At 70.5% G+C, this 22,256-nt stretch carries 21 protein-coding genes; 12 read left to right on the top strand and 9 right to left on the bottom strand.

What is annotated here, in order from left to right:
• The first annotated feature begins 71 nt into the window (after positions 1–71).
• Positions 72–611 carry an NUDIX hydrolase gene (locus ABZT93_RS06715; protein ID WP_356099973.1) on the top strand — a complete coding sequence of 180 codons (540 nt, stop codon included), beginning with the start codon at positions 72–74 and terminating at the stop codon, positions 609–611.
• 47 nt (positions 612–658) lie between these two features.
• Here ABZT93_RS06715 and ABZT93_RS06710 read toward each other — a convergent pair whose 3' ends face one another.
• Positions 659–916 carry a hypothetical protein gene (locus ABZT93_RS06710; RefSeq protein WP_356099970.1) on the bottom strand — a complete coding sequence of 86 codons (258 nt, stop codon included), beginning with the start codon at positions 914–916 and terminating at the stop codon, positions 659–661.
• Between the two features lie 210 nt (positions 917–1,126).
• The gene (locus tag ABZT93_RS06705) at positions 1,127–2,002 is read right to left on the bottom strand and encodes a 3-hydroxybutyryl-CoA dehydrogenase (protein ID WP_356100690.1); all 876 of its coding nucleotides are present in this window, start codon (positions 2,000–2,002) and stop codon (positions 1,127–1,129) included.
• A 181-nt stretch (positions 2,003–2,183) separates the two neighbouring features.
• Between ABZT93_RS06705 and ABZT93_RS06700 the strand changes: the two genes are divergently transcribed.
• On the top strand, positions 2,184–3,443 hold the full coding sequence (locus tag ABZT93_RS06700) for a family 10 glycosylhydrolase (RefSeq protein WP_356099967.1): 1,260 nt from the start codon (positions 2,184–2,186) through the stop codon (positions 3,441–3,443).
• On the opposite strand, the gene ABZT93_RS06695 is transcribed toward ABZT93_RS06700, so the two are convergent.
• Both ABZT93_RS06695 and ABZT93_RS06690 read right to left on the bottom strand, forming a co-directional pair.
• Entirely contained in the window at positions 3,412–3,612 is a 201-nt protein-coding gene (locus ABZT93_RS06695) for a DUF1918 domain-containing protein (RefSeq protein ID WP_356099965.1), read from the bottom strand. The two genes, ABZT93_RS06700 and ABZT93_RS06695, sit on opposite strands and share 32 nt — an antisense overlap.
• A gap of 85 nt (positions 3,613–3,697) precedes the next feature.
• Positions 3,698–4,612, bottom strand: coding sequence for a DMT family transporter (locus tag ABZT93_RS06690; RefSeq protein WP_356099962.1), 915 nt, complete (start codon positions 4,610–4,612; stop codon positions 3,698–3,700).
• Here ABZT93_RS06690 and ABZT93_RS06685 point away from each other — a divergent pair.
• The 3 genes from ABZT93_RS06685 (at position 4,611) to ABZT93_RS06675 (ending at position 7,200) form a co-directional block, all read left to right on the top strand.
• Positions 4,611–6,074: a PLP-dependent aminotransferase family protein gene (locus ABZT93_RS06685; RefSeq protein WP_356099959.1), complete on the top strand. Its 1,464-nt coding sequence runs from the start codon at positions 4,611–4,613 to the stop codon at positions 6,072–6,074. The genes ABZT93_RS06690 and ABZT93_RS06685 overlap by 2 nt on opposite strands.
• An 18-nt stretch (positions 6,075–6,092) precedes the next feature.
• Complete coding sequence (locus ABZT93_RS06680; protein ID WP_356099956.1) at positions 6,093–6,533, top strand: GNAT family N-acetyltransferase; 441 nt, start codon at positions 6,093–6,095, stop codon at positions 6,531–6,533.
• A 73-nt stretch (positions 6,534–6,606) separates the two neighbouring features.
• A complete protein-coding gene (locus tag ABZT93_RS06675; RefSeq protein ID WP_356099953.1) occupies positions 6,607–7,200 on the top strand; it encodes a histidine phosphatase family protein in 594 nt (197 codons plus the stop codon).
• A gap of 711 nt (positions 7,201–7,911) precedes the next feature.
• On the opposite strand, the gene ABZT93_RS06670 is transcribed toward ABZT93_RS06675, so the two are convergent.
• Positions 7,912–8,388 carry a DUF6314 family protein gene (locus ABZT93_RS06670; protein ID WP_356099950.1) on the bottom strand — a complete coding sequence of 159 codons (477 nt, stop codon included), beginning with the start codon at positions 8,386–8,388 and terminating at the stop codon, positions 7,912–7,914.
• A 138-nt stretch (positions 8,389–8,526) separates the two neighbouring features.
• Between ABZT93_RS06670 and ABZT93_RS06665 the strand changes: the two genes are divergently transcribed.
• Positions 8,527–11,004, top strand: a complete 2,478-nt coding sequence (locus ABZT93_RS06665; protein WP_356099947.1) for an alpha-L-arabinofuranosidase C-terminal domain-containing protein — start codon at positions 8,527–8,529, stop codon at positions 11,002–11,004.
• On the opposite strand, the gene ABZT93_RS06660 is transcribed toward ABZT93_RS06665, so the two are convergent.
• Positions 10,991–11,428 carry a carboxymuconolactone decarboxylase family protein gene (locus ABZT93_RS06660; RefSeq protein WP_356099944.1) on the bottom strand — a complete coding sequence of 146 codons (438 nt, stop codon included), beginning with the start codon at positions 11,426–11,428 and terminating at the stop codon, positions 10,991–10,993. The two genes, ABZT93_RS06665 and ABZT93_RS06660, sit on opposite strands and share 14 nt — an antisense overlap.
• Positions 11,429–11,662: 234 nt before the next feature.
• Between ABZT93_RS06660 and ABZT93_RS06655 the strand changes: the two genes are divergently transcribed.
• The 6 genes from ABZT93_RS06655 (at position 11,663) to ABZT93_RS06630 (ending at position 19,162) form a co-directional block, all read left to right on the top strand.
• A complete protein-coding gene (locus ABZT93_RS06655; protein WP_356099941.1) occupies positions 11,663–14,266 on the top strand; it encodes a YfhO family protein in 2,604 nt (867 codons plus the stop codon).
• A gap of 65 nt (positions 14,267–14,331) precedes the next feature.
• Positions 14,332–15,360 (top strand): N-acetyl-gamma-glutamyl-phosphate reductase, encoded by a 1,029-nt coding sequence (gene argC, locus ABZT93_RS06650; protein WP_356099938.1) that lies wholly within the window; start codon positions 14,332–14,334, stop codon positions 15,358–15,360.
• A complete protein-coding gene (gene argJ, locus ABZT93_RS06645; protein ID WP_356099935.1) occupies positions 15,357–16,508 on the top strand; it encodes a bifunctional glutamate N-acetyltransferase/amino-acid acetyltransferase ArgJ in 1,152 nt (383 codons plus the stop codon). Before argC ends, argJ begins: the two co-directional genes overlap by 4 nt.
• On the top strand, positions 16,505–17,413 hold the full coding sequence (gene argB / locus ABZT93_RS06640) for an acetylglutamate kinase (RefSeq protein WP_356099933.1): 909 nt from the start codon (positions 16,505–16,507) through the stop codon (positions 17,411–17,413). The genes argJ and argB overlap by 4 nt, the downstream gene beginning before the upstream one ends.
• A complete protein-coding gene (locus ABZT93_RS06635; protein ID WP_356099931.1) occupies positions 17,410–18,597 on the top strand; it encodes an acetylornithine transaminase in 1,188 nt (395 codons plus the stop codon). Before argB ends, ABZT93_RS06635 begins: the two co-directional genes overlap by 4 nt.
• Before the next feature lie 19 nt (positions 18,598–18,616).
• Complete coding sequence (locus tag ABZT93_RS06630; protein WP_356099929.1) at positions 18,617–19,162, top strand: arginine repressor; 546 nt, start codon at positions 18,617–18,619, stop codon at positions 19,160–19,162.
• 71 nt (positions 19,163–19,233) lie between these two features.
• Here the strand turns inward: ABZT93_RS06630 and ABZT93_RS06625 are convergent, their stop codons facing one another.
• Genes ABZT93_RS06625 through ABZT93_RS06615 form a run of 3 tightly spaced genes read right to left on the bottom strand, consistent with a single transcriptional unit; the run spans position 19,234 to position 22,232 of the window.
• Entirely contained in the window at positions 19,234–20,022 is a 789-nt protein-coding gene (locus ABZT93_RS06625) for an FAD:protein FMN transferase (protein WP_356100687.1), read from the bottom strand.
• A gap of 4 nt (positions 20,023–20,026) precedes the next feature.
• On the bottom strand, positions 20,027–20,821 hold the full coding sequence (locus ABZT93_RS06620; RefSeq protein ID WP_356099927.1) for an FMN-binding protein: 795 nt from the start codon (positions 20,819–20,821) through the stop codon (positions 20,027–20,029).
• Positions 20,822–20,849: 28 nt separating this feature from the next.
• On the bottom strand, positions 20,850–22,232 hold the full coding sequence (locus ABZT93_RS06615) for a ferredoxin reductase family protein (RefSeq protein WP_356099925.1): 1,383 nt from the start codon (positions 22,230–22,232) through the stop codon (positions 20,850–20,852).
• Between the last annotated feature and the right edge of the window lie 24 nt (positions 22,233–22,256).

The following is a 22,256-nucleotide window of genomic DNA, read 5'->3' as shown; positions in this document are numbered from 1 at the left end:
GCACACGGGAGCCGACACCCCACAGTCCCTGCTGCGATATTGCCACTTACTCGACGGAAGGTGGCAGAACCGTGCAGTGGACGAAACAGAACGAACAAACTGTGTATGAAAACCGCTGGTTCAAGGTCAATCTCGCCGATGTCGAACTGCCGGACGGGCGGCATCTCGACCACTTCCTGATACGGCTGCGGCCCGTCGCCGTCGCCACAGTGGTGAACGAGGCCAACGAGGTCCTGCTGCTGTGGCGCCACCGCTTCATCACCGACAGCTGGGGGTGGGAACTCGCCGCCGGTGTGGTCGAGGACGGCGAGGACATCGCCGTCGCGGCCGCCAGGGAACTGGAGGAAGAGACCGGCTGGCGACCGGGACGGCTCCGGCACCTCATGAGCGTGGAGCCCTCCAACGGGCTCACCGACGCCAAGCACCACATCTACTGGACCGACGAGGGCGAGTACATCGGACACCCCGTGGACGACTTCGAGTCCGACCGCCGGGAATGGGTCCCCCTGAAACTCGTTCCCGACATGGTCACCCGTGGGGAGGTCCCGGCCGCCAACATGGCGGCCGCGTTACTGCTGTTGCACCATCTGAGGCTCGGTCAGGACGCCTAGGGCCGGACGGGCCCTGCCCTGACCCCCCACCCGAGTACCCCGAAGCCTCAGTGGCCGAAGGCCTGCCAGATCGCCACGACGAGCGCGCCCACGGCGGTGATCGCCGCGACCGCGGGAAGCGGCCAGCGGGCGTGCTCAAGGGCGATGATCCGTGCGCTCAGCTCGTCGATCTCCTTGTCCGTCTGTTCCGTGCGGTGACTGAGCAGAGCGAGTCCGCCCTCGACGCGTGCGTACGCGACATCGAGGCGGCGCCGTAACTCTGCGAGTTCTCCATGGACCACGGGATGCTCCGGGTCGGCGGTCACGGGTCCGCTCCTTTCCGTAGTCGTCACATCCCTTGCATGCGCATGAAGAGTCAACTCGCCTGGTGGGCGCGTGGGGAGAGTGTGCGACAGGCATATGCGGGCCCGGTGCGCACACGGTGTGTGAATGACGCGGGCCCGGCGCTCCGAGGAGTGCCGGGCCCGCGTTCGTCGCACTGTGTCATCAGCACCCTGGAACTGACAGGGTGCGGGTCAGCCGTAGGTGTAGAACCCCGAGCCGGTCTTCCGGCCCAGCCGGCCCGCGTCGACCATGCGCTGGAGCAGCGGCGGAGCGGCGTACAGCGGCTCCTTGTACTCCTCGTACATCGAGAAGGCGACCGAGGCGACGGTGTCGAGGCCGATCAGGTCGGACAGCTTCAGCGGCCCCATCGGGTGGGCGCAGCCGAGCTCCATGCCGTTGTCGATGTCCTCGCGGCTGGCGATTCCCGACTCGAACATCCGGATCGCGGACAGGAGATACGGGATCAGCAGCGCGTTGACCACGAAGCCGGAGCGGTCCTGGGCGCGGATCGCGTGCTTGCCGAGCAGCTTCTCGGCGAACTGCTGGGCACGGGCGAGGGTGCCCTCGGACGTCGTGAGCGCCGGGATCAGCTCGACGAGCTTCTGCACCGGGGCCGGGTTGAAGAAGTGGATGCCGACGACCTGGTCGGGCCGCGAGGTGGCGACCGCGAGCTTCACCAGCGGGATGGAGGAGGTGTTGGAGGCCAGGATCGCGTCCGGGCGGGTCACCACCTGGTCCAGCACCTGGAAGATCTCGGTCTTCACCTGCTCGTTCTCCACGACGGCCTCGATGACCAGATCGCGGTCCGAGAACTCGCCGAGATCGGTGGTGAAACTCAGGCGGGCCTGCGTCTCCGCCAGCTCCTCCGCCGAGATCTTGCCGCGTTCGGCGGCCTTGGTCAGGGAGTTGAACAGCCGGGTGCGGCCGATCTCCAGGGCCTCGCCGGTGGTCTCGGCGACCTTCACGTCCAGACCGGCGCGGGCGCACACCTCGGCGATGCCCGCCCCCATCTGGCCGCAGCCCACCACTCCGACGCGCGCGATGTCTCCCGCCGGGAAGTCCGTCACTTCGTCCCTTTCGCTGGTCTTCACCTGGTGGCAGGTCGGCTGTGGCCGGATCCTGCTCCGTTCGAGCACGTTACTCCCAAGTATCGATGATCGATCGCCGGGGTCCGGCATCCTTCGGGCATTCTGGGGCGCGAAGACGATCCGTGACCGAACGGATCCATGGTGTTGGGGGAGTGTGCATATGGGACGTCTGTCGCGCCGGGCCTTCGCGCTGGCCGCGCTGTCCACCCTGACGACGGCCTCGGGAGCGGCCGCCGCGCCGGGCCACAGGAAGCGGGCGGCGACCGAGATGCGGGGCGTGTGGCTCGCCACCGTGTCCAACCGGGACTGGCCGTCGAAGCCGGGGCTGACCGCCGCACAGCAGCGCGCGGAGCTGATCGCCCACCTCGACCGGGCGGCGGCGGACCGCCTGAACGCGGTGATGTTCCAGGTACGGCCCACCGCCGACGCCCTGTGGCCCTCGCCCTACGAGCCCTGGTCGCAGTACCTCACCGGGACCCAGGGCAAGGACCCGGGCTGGGACCCGCTCGGCACCGCCGTCACCGAGGCGCACCGGCGGGGCCTGCAACTGCACGCTTGGTTCAACCCGTACCGCATCGCCAACCACGCGGACCCGACGAAGCTGGTCGCCTCCCACCCCGCCCGCGAACACCCGGACTGGGTGGTGCCGTACGGCGGGAAGCTCTACTACAACCCCGGGCTGCCCGAGGTCCGCGCCTTCGTCCAGGACGCGATCCTCGACGCGGTGCGCAGGTACCCGGTGGACGCGGTCCACTTCGACGACTACTTCTACCCGTACCCGGTGGCCGGCCAGACCTTCGACGACGACGCGGCCTACGACGCCTACGGCGGCGCCTTCTCGAACCGGGCCGACTGGCGGCGGGACAACATCGACAAGCTGGTCCTGGAGACCGCGGCCCGCATCAAGCGGATCCGGCCCACCGCACAGTTCGGCATCAGCCCCTTCGGGGTGTGGCGCAACGCGGCCACCGACCCGCTCGGCTCGGACACGCGCGCGGGTGTGCAGTCGTACGACGACAACTTCGCGGACACCCGCAAGTGGGTGCGTGAGGGCTGGATCGACTACCTCGTGCCGCAGCTCTACTGGAACATCGGCTTCGCGGCGGCCGACTACGCCGAACTCGTGCCCTGGTGGGCGAGGCAGGCACAGGGGAGCAGGACCAGGCTGTACCTCGGCGAGGCGCTCTACAAGGCGGGCGACCCCGCGCAGCCGGCGGCCTGGCAGGACCCCGCCGAACTGTCCCGGCATCTCACGCTCGCGCGCGAGTACGCACAGGTGCGCGGGCACGTCTTCTTCGCCGCGCGGGAGGTCACCTCCGACCGGATCGGGGCGATGGCGCGGGTGGTCGCCGACCACTACCAGAAGCCGGCGGCTCCCCCGCGCCGGTTCACCGGCCGGTCTGCTGGAACCGGTGCCTGATCTCGGTGTCGGGGCCCGGTGAGCACACGCCCTCGTGCCCGTCCTCGAAGCGGACGCGGTACGGGGGGTTGCCCGCCTGACCCATCACTTCGACGATCTCACCGACCTTGTCCTGCTGCCCGACCACCCTGCCGTGCTGGACAAGCTGGTCGCCGACGGTTGCGCGCATCAGCGGTGCCTCCTCACCAAGTGAGCGGTCCGTGGCCTGATTTTACGGCGCGGGGGCCCACTGGGAGCCGGCGCGTACGCGCCGCTCAGCCCCGCGCCCGCTGGGTGACCGCGATGCACGTGAGCACCGCCGCGGCCGTCAGCGGGGCGGCCACCGTCAGGTGCTCGCCGAGCAGCAGCACCGACCACACCAGTGTGAGCAGGGGCTGGGCCAACTGCAACTGGCTGGCCTTGGGGATCCCGATCGCCGCCATCCCCCGGTACCAGACGACCAGTCCGAGGAACTGCGATCCGGCCGCCACCCACAGCAGCCCGGCGACGCTGTGCGCGGTGAGGCGCACGGGTTCGTACGACAGCGCGAGAGCGGCCGCGGGCACGCCGACCGGCAGGCACAGCACCAGCGCCCACGCGATGACCTGCCAGCCCGGCATGACCCGGGCCAGCCGGCCGCCCTCGGTGTAACCGGCCGCGCACACCAGCAGCGCGGCGAACAGATACAGGTCGGCGGTGGTCAGGGCGCCGCCGCTCTGCTGCACGGTGAAGGCGACCACCGCGGCGGCGCCCGCGAGGGCCGCGGTCCAGAAGGTGCGCGAGGGGCGGGTGCCCATGCGCAGGGCGGAGAGCAGCGCGGTGGTCAAGGGGAGCAGACCCACCACGACGGCGGCGTGCGCGGTGGTCGACGTCCGCAGGGCGAGTGTGGTCAGCAGCGGGAAGCCGACCACGACCCCGCAGGCGACGACCGCGAGCCCCGGCCGGTCGCGGCGGCCGGGCATCGGGACGCGCAGCGCCAGCAGACACCCGCCCGCGACGAGGGCCGCGAGGACGCTGCGCACGGCGACGAGGGACCAGGGTCCGAAGCCCTCGAGACCCCACGCGGTGGCCGGGAAGGTGAGGGAGAAGGCGGCGACCCCGAGGGCGGCCTGAACGGTGCCGAAGGTCGTCTTCGTCGGGGCGGGAACCGCTATCCCGGTCGGGGCGATAGCGCTACTCTTTACTCTCATGCAAGAGCGTAGCAGCGTCACCGAACTGGCGGAACAGTTGCGACGGGAGCTCGACCGCTACTCACCTGGTGGAAAGCTGCCGTCGAGCAGGGCACTCGTCGACCGGTTCCGGGTCAGCCCGGTGACCGTCTCCCGAGCCCTGGCCCAGCTCGCGGCCGAGGGGCTGGTGGTCACCCGCCCCGGTGCCGGTGCCTTCCGCGCACAGCCGCGCGCCACCGGCACCGCGGCCGGGGACACCTCCTGGCAGGAGGTCGCGCTGAGCGCGGACGGCGCCGCCGACCTCGTACCGCGCTCGGTGGACGCGTCCGGCGTCCTGGTCTCGCTGGCGGCCCCGCCGCCCGGGGTGGTCGAGTTCAACGGCGGCTATCTGCACCCCTCCCTCCAGCCGGAGCGCGCGATGTCCGCGGCCCTGGCCCGGGCGGGCCGCCGTCCCGGAGCCTGGGGGCGGCCGCCGACGGAGGGGCTGCCGGAACTGCGCGAGTGGTTCGCGCGGAACATCGGCGGCGCGGTCACGGCCGCCGGGGTACTGATCACCGCGGGCGGCCAGTCGGCGCTCACCACCGCGTTGCGCGCGCTCGCCCCGCCCGGTGCTCCCGTGCTCGTCGAGTCGCCCACATATCCCGGCATGCTGGCGATCGCTCGGTCCGCGGGCCTGCGTCCCGTCCCCGTCCCGGTGGATGCGGACGGGGTGAAGCCGGCCCTGCTCGCCGACGCGTTCCGGGCGACCGGCGCCCGGGTGTTCGTCTGCCAGCCGCTGTTCCAGAACCCGACCGGCGCGGTGCTGGCCCCCGAACGCCGGGGCGAGGTGCTGCGGATCGCCCGCGAGGCCGGTGCGTTCCTCGTCGAGGACGACTTCGTACGGCGGCTGGTGCACGAGGACGCCGGGCCGTTGCCGCGTCCGCTGGCAGCCGACGACCCCGACGGAGTCGTCGTGCACGTGAGTTCGCTGACCAAGGCGACCTCGCCGAGCTTCAGGGTGAGCGCGCTCGCCGCACGCGGCCCGGTGCTGGAGCGCCTGCGCGCGATCCAGATCGTCGACACCTTCTTCGTACCCCGCCCGCTCCAGGAGGCGGCCCTGGAACTCGTCGGCTCGCCCGCCTGGCCCCGCCATCTGCGCACGATCTCGACGGAGTTGAAGACCCGCCGGGACACCATGACCACTGCCCTCCGCGGCCACCTCCCCGAACTCGCCCTCCCGCACATCCCGTCGGGCGGCTACCACCTCTGGCTCCGCCTCCCGGACGGTACGGACGAGTCCGCCCTGACCACCGTGGCCCTCCGCGCCGGCGTCGCGATCACCCCCGGCCGCCCCTACTTCAGCGCGGAACCCCCGGCGGGGCACCTGCGGTTGAGCTTCGCGGCGGTGGCGGGGACGGGGGAGATCGCGGAAGGGGTACTACGGCTGCGGACCGTATGTGACGAGGTGCTCCGGGAGAAAAGCACTCGACTCCGGCTTCCGTGACCTGCCAACCTCACGCCCATGAACGACATCCCGCCCCTCGCCGAGGGCTATGAGATCTCCACCGACCCCGACCGTATCGACCGGGAGCGGGTGCACCACTGGCTGTCGACCGACGCGTACTGGGCGATCGGGCGGCCACGGGAGAAGCAGGACCGGGCCATCGCCAGATCCCTCAACTTCGGGGTGTACGCAGAGGAATCGGGCGATCAGGTGGCTTATGCCCGAGTAATTACAGATCTATCGGATTTCGCCTGGTTGTGTGATGTGTACGTGGACCGGTCGGTGCGGGGTGAGGGGATCGGCACGGCGTTGGTCGGGGCCGTGCGCGAGCACCTGCGGCCCTACGGCCTCAGGCGCATTGTGCTCGCCACCCACGACGCCCACGGGGTGTACGAGAAGCTCGGGTTCGCGCCGCTGGCCAAACCGGATCAGTGGATGGCGCTCGTCTTCGGGCAGTGAGCCCCGGGAGACCCTCGGTAACTCCCCGGTAACGCCTCTTGACCTGCGCACTTTCGCGGCTCACGATCGCCGCATGCAACTTCGGGTCACGTTCGTCGCCGCCGCGCGCAGTTCCTCGCTGCTCGCCGAGCGGTTCGAGGACGACCGTCCGCTGGACCAGGCCGGCTGGGACGAGGTGCTGGGCGTGGCGCCCGACCTCCTGCCGCTCGCGGCGGCCGAACTGAGGTACTGCTCGCCCACGCCCCGCAGCCGCGCGACCGGAGACGCCCTCGGTTACTCCCCTCTGGTCCAACTCGCGCTGCGCGACTGTGACATGGGGCGCTGGCGCGGGTTGACCCTCGGTGAGGCGATGGCCCGCGAGCCGGAGTCCGTGGACGCCTGGCTCGCCGACCCGCGGGCGACTCCGCACGGCGGCGAGTCACTGCTGACCTTCATCTCGCGGGTGGGGGAGTGGCTCGACACCCGGCCGATGGAGGACGGCGGCCGCGTCGTCGCCGTAGCGGAGCCCGCCGTGGTCCGCGCCGCGCTGGTGTACGCGCTGAAGGCGCCGCCGTCGACCTACTGGAACCTCGACGTACGTCCTCTGTCGACAACCACCGTGACCGGCAGGGCGGGCCGATGGAGCCTCCGCTTCGAGGGCGTCCCGACACAGCCTGCACGGGCTTAGCCTTCGGCCACGTCGAGTCGCCGACGGTTATGCCGGGCCGTTGGGACCGGCACTGCGGGTAGCGGGCCGTATCGGGCGGCCGGGGTCGAGCCACCGGTCGCCCTGGGCCTGCGGTCCGCTCGGGGTTGCCGTGGTGGGGAGTCTCGCGCGGCGCGTTGGGGCTTGCACGGGCGGTGGCTGTCGGGTTGTCGGTCGGCGTCGGGTTGTCGGTCGTCTTGGGCGGGTGGGCGTTGGGGGTGCGGTGAGGTGTGGCGCCGCGGTGTTGTGCGGGTGGTTGGGGCGGCCTCGCGTGGGTGGGGTGTCTGCCGTCGTGGGCGGGTGATTGCCGGGTGGTCGGTCGGCGTCGAGTCGTCGCTCGTCTTCGGTGGGCGGCCGCTTCGGGTGGGGCGTGGTGGGGCGCCGGTTGCCTTGTGCCGGTAGCCGCTGCGAGCGTCACGTGGTGGATTCTCGGCCGTCCCGTGCCGGTGGTTGTCGGTGCGGTGCGGCGGGGTGTCGGCATTCCCCGCGCCGGCAACAGGGGGGTGATCCCGGGTGTCGAGCGGCTGGCCGTCTCGTGCCGGTGGTTGCCGGTGCGGTGCGGCGGGTGTTGGTGGTCTCGTGCCGGCAGCACGGTGATCCCGTGTGTCGAGTGGCCGGCCGTCCCGTTGGTGGCTGCCCGGTAATTCCAGGTGTCGGGTCGGCGGCCCGTCTCGTCGCGGTGGTCCCGCGTGGTCACGGGATGGGCGGCTCGTCCGTGCCTGGGGTGGGGGTCTCGCGGGTGTGGTCGGTCGTCAGCAGCAGGGCCTTCGCCGGGCCGCCGACCCGCCATACCGTGCGCCAGTGGTTCGCGGCCAGGACGGTGAAGTCGCCGCGGTAGAGGTCCGCCGCGCAGGGGTGGTCGGCGCGATGGTGGCCGGACGTCAGGTCCAGGTCGTGGAAGGGGCGCCCGTCGGAGAAGCGGACGTCCGCAGTGCCCGGCGTCGCGCCCGGAAGGAAGCGGAGGGTCCGTTCCGCGGGCCGGGGGACGCCCTGCCAGACGAAGATGCCCGACTCGTGGGACAGCAGGCCGCCGTCCTCCAGTCGGCCGAAAGCGGTCGTACCGGAGAACACCCCCTCGTCCCCGCTCGCCAGATCCCGCACGGTTCGCTCGGTCCGCCAGTCCCCGGCCAGATAGGTCAACACGTCCGGCACTGGCCAGAACCCGTCCATCGGCCCCTCCTTTCCGACACTTTCGAAACCGCGCGACCCGTTGACGCTCTGGATCACCCTCCCTATCTTGCCGTTCGAAGTGCTGATCATCGTTTGATATTTCGAACGTGACCTTCGACACAGAGCCGCGGAGTATTCATGTCACGCACCCGCTGGAGACTCGGTCTCGGCGCCACCGCCTTCCTGGTGGCCGCCGGTCTGGTCCCCGCCCCCGCCCATGCCGAGGACGTCACCGACTACGCGATCACCGTCGACCCGGCCGCCAAGGGCGCGAAGATCGACGACACGATGTACGGCGTCTTCTTCGAGGACATCAACCGGGCCGCCGACGGCGGTCTGTACGCCGAGCTCGTCCAGAACCGGTCCTTCGAGTACTCCACCGCCGACAACTCCTCGTACACCCCGCTGACCTCATGGACGGTCGACGGCACCGCCCAGGTCGTGAACGACGCCGGACGCCTCAACGAGCGCAACCGTAACTACCTCTCCCTGGCCGCCGGTTCGGCTGTCACCAACGCCGGATACAACACCGGCATCCACGTGGACGAGGGAAAGAAGTACGACTTCTCGGTGTGGGCCCGCGCGGACGCCGGTACGGCTCTCACCGTCTCGTTGCAGGACGCCGACGGGACGCTCGCGACCGCCCGCAGGGTGGCTGTGGCGAAGGGCGGCTGGGCCCGGTACAAGGCCACCTTCACCGCCACCCGGACCGGCAGCAACGGCCGCCTCACCGTGTCCTCCTCCGCCGCGACCGCCCTCGACATGGTCTCCCTCTTCCCGCGCGACACCTACCGCGGTGAGCCCAACGGACTGCGCAAGGACCTCGCCGAGAAGATCGCCGCCCTGCACCCCGGCTTCGTACGCTTCCCGGGCGGCTGCCTCGTGAACACGGGCTCCATGGAGGACTACAGCGAGACCTCCGGCTGGCAGCGCAAGCGCTCGTACCAGTGGAAGGACACCGTCGGCCCGGTCGAGCAGCGTGCGACCAACGCCAACTTCTGGGGATACAACCAGAGTTACGGACTCGGCTACTACGAGTACTTCCGCCTCTCCGAGGACATCGGCGCCATGCCGCTGCCCGTGGTGCCCGCCCTGGTGACCGGCTGCGGACAGAACCAGGCCGTCGTCGACGAGGCACTGCTCAAGCGCCACATCCAGGACACCCTCGACCTCATCGAGTTCGCCAACGGCCCGGCGAGCTCCACGTGGGGCAGGAAGCGCGCGCAGATGGGCCACCCGAAGCCCTTCCACCTCACCCACATCGAGGTCGGCAACGAGGAGAACCTGCCGAACGAGTTCTTCGCCCGCTTCAAGGAGTTCCGCGCCGCGATCCAGGCGAAGCACCCGGACATCCAGGTGATCTCCAACTCCGGTCCTGACGACTCCGGTACGACCTTCGACACGGTCTGGCAGCTCAACAAGGACGCCAAGGTCGACATGGTCGACGAGCACTACTACAACAGCCCGCAGTGGTTCCTGCAGAACAACGACCGCTACGACTCCTACGACCGCAGCGGGCCGAAGGTCTTCCTCGGCGAGTACGCCTCCCAGGGCAACACCTTCAAGAACGGCCTCACCGAGGCCGCGTTCATGACCGGCCTGGAGCGCAACGCCGACGTCGTCAAACTCGCCTCCTACGCGCCGCTGTTCGCCAACGAGGACTACGTCCAGTGGCGCCCGGACCTGGTCTGGTTCAACAACCACGCCTCCTGGAACTCCGCCAACTACGAGGTCCAGAAGCTGTTCATGAACAACGTCGGCGACCGCGTGGTGCCCTCCACGGCCACCGGCACCCCCTCGCTGCTCGCTCCGATCACCGGCGCGGTCGGCCTGTCGACGTGGGCGACGACGGCGGCGTACGACGACGTGACGGTCACGGATGCCGACGGCCGGGCGCTGCTCACCGACGACTTCTCCTCCGGTGCCTCGCAGTGGACCCACACCGGCGGCGGCAGCTGGAGCGTCCAGGACGGGCAGTACGTGCAGACGGACGTGAGCGCCGAGAACACCATGGTCTCGGCCGGCGACCCGTCCTGGCACGACTACGACCTGAAGGTGAAGGCCACCAAAGAGGCCGGCAAGGAGGGCTTCCTCGTCGCCTTCGGCGTCAAGAACACCGGCAACTACTACTGGTGGAACATCGGCGGCTGGAACAACACCCAGAGCGCCGTCGAACAGGCCGTGGACGGCGGCAAGTCGACGCTGGTCTCCAAGCCCGGCTCGGTCGAGACCGGCCGTACCTACGACATCGACGTCAAGGTGCGCGGCCGTCAGGTGACCCTCTACCTCGACGGGCAGGAGTGGGGCAGCTTCACCGACGACAAGCCGGCCGAGCCGTTCCGCCAGGTCGTGACCAAGGACCAGAAGACCGGTGACCTGATCGTCAAGGTCGTCAACGCCCAGAACGCGGCGGCCCGCACGGCCATCGACCTGGGCCGCGCCAAGGTCGCGTCCAAGGCCCGGGTGACCACCCTGGCGGCCGCCCCGGACGCCGTGAACAGCGAGACGTCGATCGCGGTCGCCCCGGTGCGGTCCACCTTCGACGGGGTCGCCGGGAAGTTCTCGTACACCTTCCCGGCGAACTCGGTGACCTTCCTGAGGATCAGGCAGAAGTAGCAGACGGGTCGGTGGGCTGCTGTCCGACGGGCAGCAGCCCCCGCTCGCCGAACACCTTCTTCGCCACGGCCGTGGCGTTCAGGGCCCTGGGGAATCCGCAGTACCCGGCCGACTGCAGCAGCGCCTCGACGATCTGCTCGGGTGTCAGGCCCACATTGAGAGCCGTGTTGATGTGCACCTCCAGCTGGGTCTCGCAGCCGCCGAGCGCGGTGAGCATGCCCAGCGTGACCAACTGCCGGTCGCGGGGCGCGAGTTGCGGTCGCGAGTAGATCTCGCCGAACCCCCAGGCGATGACCTGGTGGCCCATCTCCGGACTGATGTCGGCGAGCGAGTCGACGACCAGCCGTCCCACCTCGGGGTTGACGCTCCCCAGCATCTCCAGGCCCTTCGCGAAACGCTCCTCGCGGGTGGTGCTCTCGCTCATGTCCGGTCCTCCATGGTCGGCCGCGTTCGAGGGGATCACCCTCCGGAGTATTCCTGAGCGTCCCGCACCCCGGTGGCAGCCCTTTCTGTTCGCTTTCCGATGGTCCGGAATTCATTCCGCCGCCATCGGTGGGAGCACAACCAACCGGATTTGCCCTCCGTCTAAATCGGCGCAGAAACAACACGCTGGGGTGACCACCCCGGACGGGGGCTCGAATTGACCAGCGAACAGGGCGTGCGACCGACCATCCCGCCCGAACCGAAGACCGCGGACGACCTCATACGGCAGCGGTCGCCGCAGCCCGCACCGGGCCCGTCGGCCGGACCGGGGCAGGCCGCGCTGCTGGCGGCCGTGATCACCGTCGTCGTGCTCTGCGCGGCCGACGCGGTAGCCCGCAGCTACCCCTTCGGACCGCGCACCCGGAACGTCAACGACCTGGGAAACCAGTACGTCCCCTTCCACGCGCACCTGTGGGACCTGCTGCACGGACGGGGCACCGGCGGCCTCCTGGTCAACTGGCAGTCGGGATTCGGCACCAGCTTCCTGCCCGACCTCGGCACCTATCTCAGCAGCCCCTTCGCGCTGCTCGTGGCGGTGTTCCCGCGCGAGGAGATCGATCTCGCGGTGTACGTGATCACCGTGCTGAAGATCGCCTGCGCCGGTGCGGCCATGGCCTGGCTGCTGCTGAGGCTGCGCCCTGGACGCTGGTGGGCGGCGGGTCTGCTGGGCGCGTCCTACGCCCTGTGCGGCTGGACCGTGGCGACCGCCTCGTACAACCTCATGTGGCTGGACGGGCTGATCGCCCTGCCGCTGCTGTGCCTGGTCGGCGAGTGGATCCTGAACGGACGGCGCCCGCTCCTCGGGGTGCTGGTCGTGACGGCCGCCTGGATCGCCAACTTCTACACCGCCTACATGGCCACCCTCGCCGCCGCTCTGGTGTTCCTGTTGCGGCTGTGGCTGGCCGACCTGCCGCGCCGCCGCAGGCTCACGGCGGCGGGCCGGGCCGTCCTGACCTTCGCGCTCGGCATGGGCCTGGCCGCGCCCCTGGTGACGGTCGTGTACTTCGGCAGCGCGCACGCCTCCGAGGGCCGGTTCACGCGGTTCGCGCCGGTGGGCACCCAGGATCTGCTGGCCCGGCTGCTGCCGGCGACGTACAGCTTCGGCTCCCCGGCGATCTTCGTCGGCACCACGGCACTGCTGCTCGCCCTCGCCCTGCCCTTCCATCGTGCGGCGCCCCGCCGGGTACGTGCCGGGTGGACGCTGCTCACGTTCGTCGTGATCATGTCGATGCAGTGGGCTCCGACCCATCTGATGTGGCACGCCTTCGCCGAGCCGCAGGGCAGTTCGTACCGCCAGACCTTCGTCGTGTGCGCCCTGCTCGTCGTCGCGGCCTGGCACACGCTGTCGTACGGCCCCCTCGACCGGCGCGCTCTGGGCGCCGCGGCCGGGTTGCTCGCGCTGATCGCCCTCGTCGCGCACGGCAGTCAGCTGATCCGTTCCTTCGCCTGGCCGTTGTTCCTGACGGCGGCCGTGGGCGCCCTGCTCGGTCTGGTCCTGCTCGGCCGGGAGCGACCCGTGCTGCGCATGGCCCCGGCCGCGCTCGCCGCCGTACTGCTCGTCGGAGCGCAGCTGGGTGAGGCCACCGCCACCGACGCCGTGGCCACCCGGATGCGGTTCGGGCACATGGACGACTACGCCCCCTGGGGCGACCGGCAGCAGGACCAGGCGGACGCGATCGCACAGGCCGACGGCTGGCCCCGCTACCGCACCGACCCGGGCCGCGAGCAGACCGTCGGCAACGATCCGCTGGAGGTCGGCGGGCAGGGCGCCCAGTACTACAGCAGCCACACCTCGGCCGTGCTCAGCAGCACCCTCACCGCTCTCGGCGGCGGCTGGACCTCGGGCGGTCGTAGCCTCCAGAGCCTGGACAACGCGGTCACGGACGTCCTCTTCTCGGTGGGCGCCCGGATGCACTCCCCGCCGGACCCGCACCAGAACTGGTTCCCGCAGGACGGCAGCGGGGAGACCGTGACCCGCGAGGACGTCCCGCCCCTGGTGACCGTCCGGCCGTCCGCCGCGACCGGTGCCTTCGGGCCGTCGCCGTACCGCAACCAGGAAGTCCTGCTGGGCACCCGCGTCTACACGCTTCCCCGCATCACCGTCCTCAACGGTGCCGGGAAGCACGCGGACCGCAGCACCGACCGGCGCCAGGGCGTGCGGGTCGGTGGAAAGGCGACGATCACCGCCCGGTGCCGGGCGGGCAACGAGGTCTACCTCTGGGCGCCCTACTTCTCGGGCACCGCACGGCTCGCCGGACCTTCCGCAAACGGCCTGACGGGACGGTTCCGGGCCGACTGGCGGCCGCTCACCAAGATCGCCGCCATGGAGCGGCTCGGCACGGTTCCGGACTCCGGGCGCCTCACGATCGAGCTGTCCGCGAACCGGCTGGGCGTCGTGCCGGACCAGGCGGTCGGCTGCCTGGACACGGGGCGCCTGCACACCGCCGTACGACAGCTCAAGGCCACCGGCGCCACGAAGGTCACCGTCTCCGGCTACGGCGGCACGGTCCGGGCCGAGCTCCCGGCGGGCAGCAAGGGAGTCGCCGTGGTGGCCGCACCCCGGATCGCCGGCTGGCGCTGCGCCGCCGGTGACGCGGCCCTCGTGCCCGCGAAGCAGTACCACGGGCTGATCGCCGTACCGCTCGACGGCAGCTCGACGGGTGTCACCTGCGCCTTCCACCCACCCGGTCTGCGCCTCGGGACGGCGGTCGGGGGCGGTTCGCTCGCGGTGCTCGCCGGGCTCGGCGTGTTCGTGGCCGTGCGTCGGCGGAGGGCGTGAGTATGCACGCGGTTGCATAAACGTGCAGCGAAACGTATAGTCATGCCATCCAGGAGGAGGATGACATGGCGGTACGGGCGGCAGTGGCCGGAGCGAGCGGATACGCGGGCGGTGAGGTCCTGCGACTGCTTCTGGCGCACCCCGAGGTCGAGGTCGGCGCGCTGACCGGCAACTCCAACGCCGGGCAGAAGCTCGGCGCGCTCCAGCCCCACCTGCTGCCCCTGGCCGACCGGGTGCTTGAGGAGACCACGGCCGACGTCCTCGCCGGACACGACGTCGTCTTCCTCGCCCTGCCGCACGGCCAGTCCGCCGCGGTCGCCGAGCAGCTCGGTCCGGACGTCCTCGTCGTCGATATGGGTGCCGACTTCCGGCTGAAGGACGCTGCCGACTGGGAGAAGTTCTACGGCTCCGCGCACGCCGGCACCTGGCCCTACGGCCTTCCCGAGCTGCCCGGTGCCCGCACCGCGCTGGAGGGCACCAAGCGCATCGCGGTGCCCGGTTGCTACCCGACCGCCGTCACGCTCGCCCTCTTCCCGGCCTACACCGCGGGCTTCGCCGAGGACGAGGCCGTGATCGTCGCCGCCTCCGGCACCTCCGGCGCGGGCAAGGCGCCCAAGCCGAACCTGCTGGGCAGCGAGGTCATGGGCTCCATGTCGCCGTACGGCGTCGGCGGCGGCCATCGGCACACCCCTGAGATCGTCCAGAACCTCAGCGGGGTGGCGGGGGAGCGCATCTCCGTCTCCTTCACGCCGACCCTCGCGCCGATGCCCCGCGGCATCCTCGCCACGTGCAGCGCCAAGGCGAAGCCCGGCGTCACCGCCGAGTCCGTCCGAGCCGCCTACGAGAAGGCCCTCGCCGACGAACCCTTCGTCCACCTGCTCCCCGAGGGCCAGTGGCCCGCCACGGCGTCCGTCTACGGTTCGAACGCCGTTCAGGTGCAGGTCGCCCTCGACGAGGCCGCGGGCCGCATCATCGCCATCAGCGCCATCGACAACCTGGCCAAGGGCACCGCGGGCGGTGCCGTCCAGAGCATGAACATCGCCCTCGGTCTCCCCGAGGAGCTCGGTCTTTCCACGATCGGAGTCGCACCGTGAGCGTCACGGCAGCCAAGGGATTCCAGGCGGCGGGCATCGCCGCCGGAATCAAGGAGAACGGCAACCCGGACCTGGCCCTCGTGGTCAACACCGGGCCCCGCCGAGCCGCCGCCGGCGTCTTCACCTCCAACCGCGTGAAGGCCGCGCCCGTCCTGTGGTCCGAGCAGGTCATCAAGAGCGGCGAACTGACCGCCGTCGTGCTGAACTCCGGTGGTGCCAACGCCTGTACGGGACCGAAGGGCTTCCAGGACACGCACGCGACCGCCGAGAAGGTCGCCGAGGTGCTGGACATCGGCGCGGGTGAGGTGGCCGTCGCCTCGACCGGACTCATCGGCCTGCTTCTCCCCATGGACAAGCTACTGCCCGGAGTCGAGACCGCGGCCGCCCAACTCTCCGAGCACGGCGGCGAGAAGGCCGCCATCGCCATCAAGACCACCGACTCCGTCCACAAGACGTCCGTGGTGACCAAGGACGGCTGGACCGTCGGCGGCATGGCCAAGGGCGCGGGCATGCTCGCCCCCGGCCTCGCCACCATGCTGGTCGTCCTCACCACCGACGCCGATGTCGACAGCGAGTCCCTGGACAGGGCCCTGCGGGCCGCCACCCGGACCACCTTCGACCGCGTCGACTCCGACGGCTGCATGTCCACCAACGACACCGTGCTGCTGCTCGCCTCGGGCGCCTCCGAAGTGACCCCGGCCTACGAGGAGTTCGCGGAGGCCGTACGGCAGGTCTGCGACGACCTCGGCCAGCAGCTCATCCGGGACGCCGAGGGCGCCAGCAAGGACATCAAGGTCGAGGTCGTGAACGCCGCGAGCGAGGACGACGCCGTCGAGGTGGGCCGCTCCATCGCCCGCAACAACCTCCTCAAGTGCGCCATCCACGGCGAGGACCCCAACTGGGGCCGCGTGCTCTCCGCGATCGGCACGACCAAGGCCGCCTTCGAGCCCGACCAGCTCAACGTCGCCATCAACGGCGTCTGGGTCTGCAAGGACGGCGGTGTCGGCGAGGACCGCGACAAGGTCGACATGCGCTACCGCGAGGTGCACATCGTCGCCGACCTCGCCGCGGGCTCCGAGACCGCCACCATCTGGACCAACGACCTCACCGCCGACTACGTCCACGAGAACAGCGCCTATTCCTCATGAGCACCACGCGTAAGCACACCGCGCTCCCCAAGGCCCAGATCCTCATCGAGGCGCTGCCCTGGCTGGTCCGTCACAACGGCAAGACCGTCGTCATCAAGTTCGGCGGCAACGCCATGATCGACGAGGACCTGAAGTCCGCTTTCGCCCAGGACATCGTGTTCCTGCACCACGCCGGGCTCAAGCCGGTCGTGGTGCACGGCGGCGGCCCGCAGATCAGCGCCGCCCTCGACAAGCACGGCATCGTCAGCGAGTTCAAGGCCGGCCTGCGCGTCACCACCGAGGACGCCATGGACGTCGTACGAATGGTGCTGGCCGGGCAGGTGCAGCGCGAACTGGTCAATCTGCTCAACCAACACGGGCCGCTCGCCGTCGGAATGACCGGCGAGGACGCGCACACCATCACCGCCACCAAGCACCAGCCCGAGATCGACGGAGAGTTGGTCGACATCGGTCGGGTGGGCGAGATCACCGCGATCGACACGGGCGCGATCGAGGCACTGCTCGCCGACGGCCGGATCCCGGTCGTCTCGTCGATCGCCCGGAGCCAGGACGACGGACATGTCTACAACGTCAATGCTGATACGGCGGCTGCGGCACTCGCTGCTGCTCTTGACGCCGAAACCCTCATGGTCCTCACGGACGTCGAGGGCCTCTACGAGGACTGGCCGCACAGCGACGAGGTGATCAGCCGCCTCACGGCTTCCCAACTGGAGGAGCTGCTGCCGGAGTTGAGCTCCGGCATGGTCCCGAAGATGGAGGGCTGTCTGCACGCCGTGCGCAACGGCGTGACCACGGCCCGGGTCATCGACGGGCGGGTCCAGCACTCGATCCTGCTGGAGATCTTCACGGACGAGGGGATCGGCACGATGGTCGTGCCGGACGCGCAAGAGGGGGATGCCGTATGACCGACAATCAGGAGCTCACCCAGCGGTGGCAGGGCTCGCTCATGAACAACTACGGCACCCCGCGCCTCCCTCTCGTCCGCGGTGCCGGCCTCAAGGTCTGGGACGCCGAGGGCAGGGAGTACCTCGACTTCGTCGGCGGCATCGCCACCAACGCGCTCGGCCATGCCCACCCGGCGATCGTCGAGGCCGTCAGCAAGCAGATCGCCTCCCTGGGCCACATCTCCAACTTCTTCATGGCAGAGCCGACCGTCGCCCTCGCCGAGCGGCTGCTCCAGCTCTTCGGCCGGGACGGCAAGGTCTTCTTCTGCAACTCCGGCGCCGAGTCGGTCGAGGCGGCCTTCAAGATCGGCCGACTGACCGGGCGCACCCACATGGTCGCGACCGACGGCGGCTTCCACGGCCGGACCATGGGCGCCCTCGCGCTCACCGGCCAGCCCGCCAAGCGGACCCCCTTCCTGCCGCTGCCGGATGACGTCACGCATGTGCCGTACGGCGACGCGCAGGCGCTGGCCGCCGCGGTCACCGAGGACACCGCGCTCGTCGTCATCGAGCCGATCCAGGGCGAGAACGGCGTCGTGGTGCCCCCGGCCGGCTACCTCAAGGCGGCCCGCGCGATCACGGCGGCCAAGGGCGCGCTGCTGGTCCTCGACGAGGTGCAGACCGGCATCGGCCGTACCGGACACTGGTTCGCGTACCAGGCCCACGAGGGCGTGCTGCCGGACGTGGTCACCCTCGCCAAGCAGCTCGGCGGCGGACTGCCGCTCGGTGCGACCGTCGCCTTCGGGCGGGCCGCGGACCTCCTCCAGCCAGGGCAGCACGGGACGACCTTCGGCGGGAACCCGGTCGCGTGCGCCGCGGGACTCGCCGTTCTCGACACCATCGAGAGCGACGGGTTGCTGGAGAACGTCAAGCGGCAGAGCGAGAAGTTGCGGGACGGAATCGAGTCCCTCGGACACCCCTTGATCGGCCATGTCCGGGGCGCGGGGCTCCTCCTGGGTATCGTGCTCACCGAGCCGCTCGCGCCGCAGGTGCAGCAGGCGGCTCAGGAGGCCGGATTCCTGATGAACGCGCCCGCCCCCGACGTCGTACGGCTGATGCCGCCGCTGAACCTCGGCGACGACGAAGTGGACGCGCTTGTTCAGGCTCTGCCCGGCATCCTGGGTGCCGCTGAGGGAGACGGATGATCCGGGGAATGAGACGACGATGAGTCATGCGCAGGAGCACGAGCACAACGGGGTCGCGGGGCCTGCCGTGCCGCAGACGCGCACCGCGCGCCACCGCCGGATCGTGGACATCCTCAACCGGCAACCGGTGCGGTCACAGAGCCAGTTGGCCAAGCTGCTGTCCGACGACGGGCTGAGCGTCACGCAGGCGACGCTCTCCCGGGACCTCGACGAGCTGAACGCGGTGAAGATCCGCAACAACGAGGGCGACCTGATCTACGCGGTGCCGAGTGAGGGGGGTTTCCGCACCCCTCGGGCGCCGCTGGGGGAGTCGGCGAAGGAGGAGCGGATGCGGCGGCTCTCCCAGGAGCTGCTGATCTCCGCGGAGGCTTCGGCGAACCTTGTGGTCCTGCGGACTCCTCCGGGGGCCGCGCAGTTCTTGGCGTCGGCCATCGACCAGGCCGAGCTGCACGACATCCTGGGGACGATCGCCGGTGACGACACGTTGATGTTGATCAGCCGGAATCCTACGGGGGGTCAGGCGCTCGCCGAGCACTTGCTGCGGTTGGCTCAGAACGGGCACTAGAGGTTGTCGGTCGGGCGCGGGTCTGTGGGGGCTTGTCGCGCAGTTCCCCGCGCCCCCAAAAGCCAACGGCATCAACCGAGCCTGGCTGCGAGGCCCCCCGTACACCTCACCTCGTCGCCCGCCGTGATCAGCAGTGCCTCCACGTCCGGCAGGCTCTCCAGCCAGGCCAGGCCCTCCCGCGAACCCATCGCGAAGGCCGCCGTCGCCCAGCAGTCCGCCCAGGTGATGGTCGGGGCCACCACCGTCACCGCCAGCAGATCCGTGACCGCCGAGCGGCCCGTGCGGGGGTCGACGATATGGGCACCGCGTTCGGCCGTGCCGGAAGTCGCCACCGCCAGCTCCGCGGCCCCCGCCGCCGAGACCACCGCGGCCAGACCTCCCGGGCGGAGCGGGTCCGAGACCCCTACCCGCCACGGGCGTTCCGGGCCCGGTACGCCCAACAGCTGGACGTCTCCTCCGCCATTGACGCTGACGCCCGTGGCGCCCGACTCAGCCATGCGGCGGGCCGCGCGCTCCACCGCCCAGCCCTTGACGATGCCGGTCGGGTCGAGGCGGCCCTCGTAGCGCATGCTGAACCAGCCGTCGCTCAACCGCTCGGCCTCGGCGCCGAGTTCGAGGACCTCGGCGACCTCGGGATCGCAGTCGCCGACGGTCAGTTCACCGCGGGCCAGGCGGGAGACCTGACTGTCGTCGCGGTAGGTGCTGAACACCTCGTCCACGCGGTGCAGGCCCGCCACCGCCTCCCGCAGTGCCGCCTGCACGGCAAGGGGTTCCCCGCCGCGGACGTCGAAGGAGAAGACCGTCCCCATGACCTCCTCCGCGTGACGCACCGCGGCGGGAGCTTGTGCCGGCTCGGCCACCGTGTCAGCCACCGGCCTGGTCCAGCGCGGACTGGAGCGACTTCTTGTAGCCCTCGCTGGTGTAGGTGGCACCGGAGACCGAGTCGATGTCCGCGCTGCCGGCCGCCACGGCCTCCTGGTTGAGCTTCGGGACGGACAGCGCCGTCTTCTGGTCGCTGGTGCCGCCCTTCGGCGCCTGCACGGCTTCAGCCTTGGTGATCTTGCCGCCGCTGACCGTGATCCGGACCTGGACGGGACCGTACTGGGTCTGCGACACGGCACCGGTCACCGTCTTGGCGGCCGCCCCCGCGCTGCCGCCCGCCGGCTGGGACGGCTGCGCGGACGGCTGGGCCGGGGCCGCGGGGGCCTTGTTGGCCTTGTCGATCGCCGACTGGAGCGACTTCTTGTAGCCCTCGCTCGTGTAGGTCGCCCCGGACACCGTGTCGACCTGCGGGCTCTGCTTGGTGACCACGTCCTGGTTGAGCTTCGGGACGGACAGCGCCGTCTTCTGGTCGCTGGTGCCGCCCTTCGGCGCCTGGACCGCCTCGGACTTGGTGATCTTGGAGCCGCTGACGGTGATACGGACCTGGACGGGACCGTACTGGGTCTGGACCACGTCGCCGGTGAAGGTGCTGCCGGCGGTCGCCCCCGTACCGCCCTGGGCCGACTCCTGCGCCGCCGCCGTCTGCTGCGGGATCGTTCCGCCCGCCTGGGCGGACGCCGGGTCCGAGGACGGCTTCAGCGACAGCATCAGCACGACACCGGAGACGGTGGCGGCGGTCGCGAGCACGACTCGACGGACGGGGTGACTCTTCCTCATCGCTTCAACAGCTCCTGAATTCCCGTCGTCACATCTCGAACGACTCGTGATGGATGCGGCGGGCGGGCACACCCGCGCCGCGCAGTGCTTCGTACACGGACTGCGCGAAACCGTTCGGCCCGCACATGAACACGTCGTGCTTGTCGATGTCGGGGAGCTTGCGCTGGAGGGACTCCGCGGAGATGTCCGGGCGCTCCCCGTCCGGACTGTTCACCGCGTACATCAGCCGGGCGCCGCGCTCGTCCGCGATGGCGGCCAGCTCGTCCCACAGGGCCAGGTCCTGGGTGGTGTTGGCCCGGTACAGCAGGGTGATGTCACCGGACGCGCCGGGCAGGGTCTCGAACAGCGCCCGCATCGGGGTGATGCCGACACCGCCCGCCACCAGCAGCACCTTGCCGCTCCTGCGACGCTGGGCGGTCATCGCGCCGTACGGCCCCTCGGCCCACACCTTGGTGCCGGGCTCCAGTTCACGCAGCCGCTCGCTGTGGTCGCCGATCGCCTTCACCGTGATCCGCAGCATGCCCGGTCGGGGCGCCGCGGACAGCGAGTACGGGTGGGAGGAGAACCGCATGCCCGGCGCCAGGAACCGCCAGCGGAAGAACTGGCCCGCCTCCGCGCCCATCCGGTGCAGCTTGCGCCCGCCGATCAGCACCGAGACCACACCGGGCGTCTCCTCGATCACCGCCTCGACATACATCCGGTGACGCAGGTTCAGCCGGATCGGCGTGAGGATGCGGTACCAGACGACCAGCGTGGTGACCGAGCCGTACAGCGCATACCAGACGGTCTTGGCGACTGGCTCGACCGCGAAGTCGTTGCCGGTGGTCAGCTGGTGCCAGAAGGTCAGGAAGACCGCCGCGTACGTCAGCAGGTGCACGTGGTACCAGGTGTCGTACGGGATCCTGCGGCGCACCCCTCCGATGGACATCAGCCCGATGACGAACAGCAGGCCGGTGCCGATGGCCGCCTTGCCCATGTCCGGCAGCTGGTTGATGGAGTCCATCGTCTGCTGGACGATGTCGCCGAGCCCCTTGCCGGCCTGGAGGGCGTAGCCCCACATGATCAGGAAGACGTGGGCGACGACCAGGCAGAGTGTGTAGCGGCCGGTCATCGCGTGCCAGCGGGCGACCCGGTCGGAGCCCACCCGGCGTTCCAGCGCGGGCACCCGGGCCATCTGCAGCACCACCAGCGCCATCAGATAACCCGCCAGCAGACCGGTGATCCGGCCCGCGTTGAGGATCTTGCTGTTGTCGTCGGCCACGGACGGCGTGTTGTGCCACCACAGCCACAACACGCCCGCCGCGCCCGCCCAAACAGCGAGCAGCAGGACGGTCGCCGGGGAACGGCGCGGTCGGATGCGGCGCATCGTCTGGCGGCGGGCGGCGCGGCCGCTTGCGAGCGTGGTGGTCACGTTTCCTCCGGGGACGGGGGCAAG

The sequence above is a fragment of the Streptomyces sp. NPDC005303 genome, assembly GCF_040607335.1.
Taxonomy (GTDB): domain Bacteria; phylum Actinomycetota; class Actinomycetes; order Streptomycetales; family Streptomycetaceae; genus Streptomyces.
Note: the sequence above shows the minus strand (reverse complement) of the source record. Positions and strands in the feature narration are given on the sequence as shown.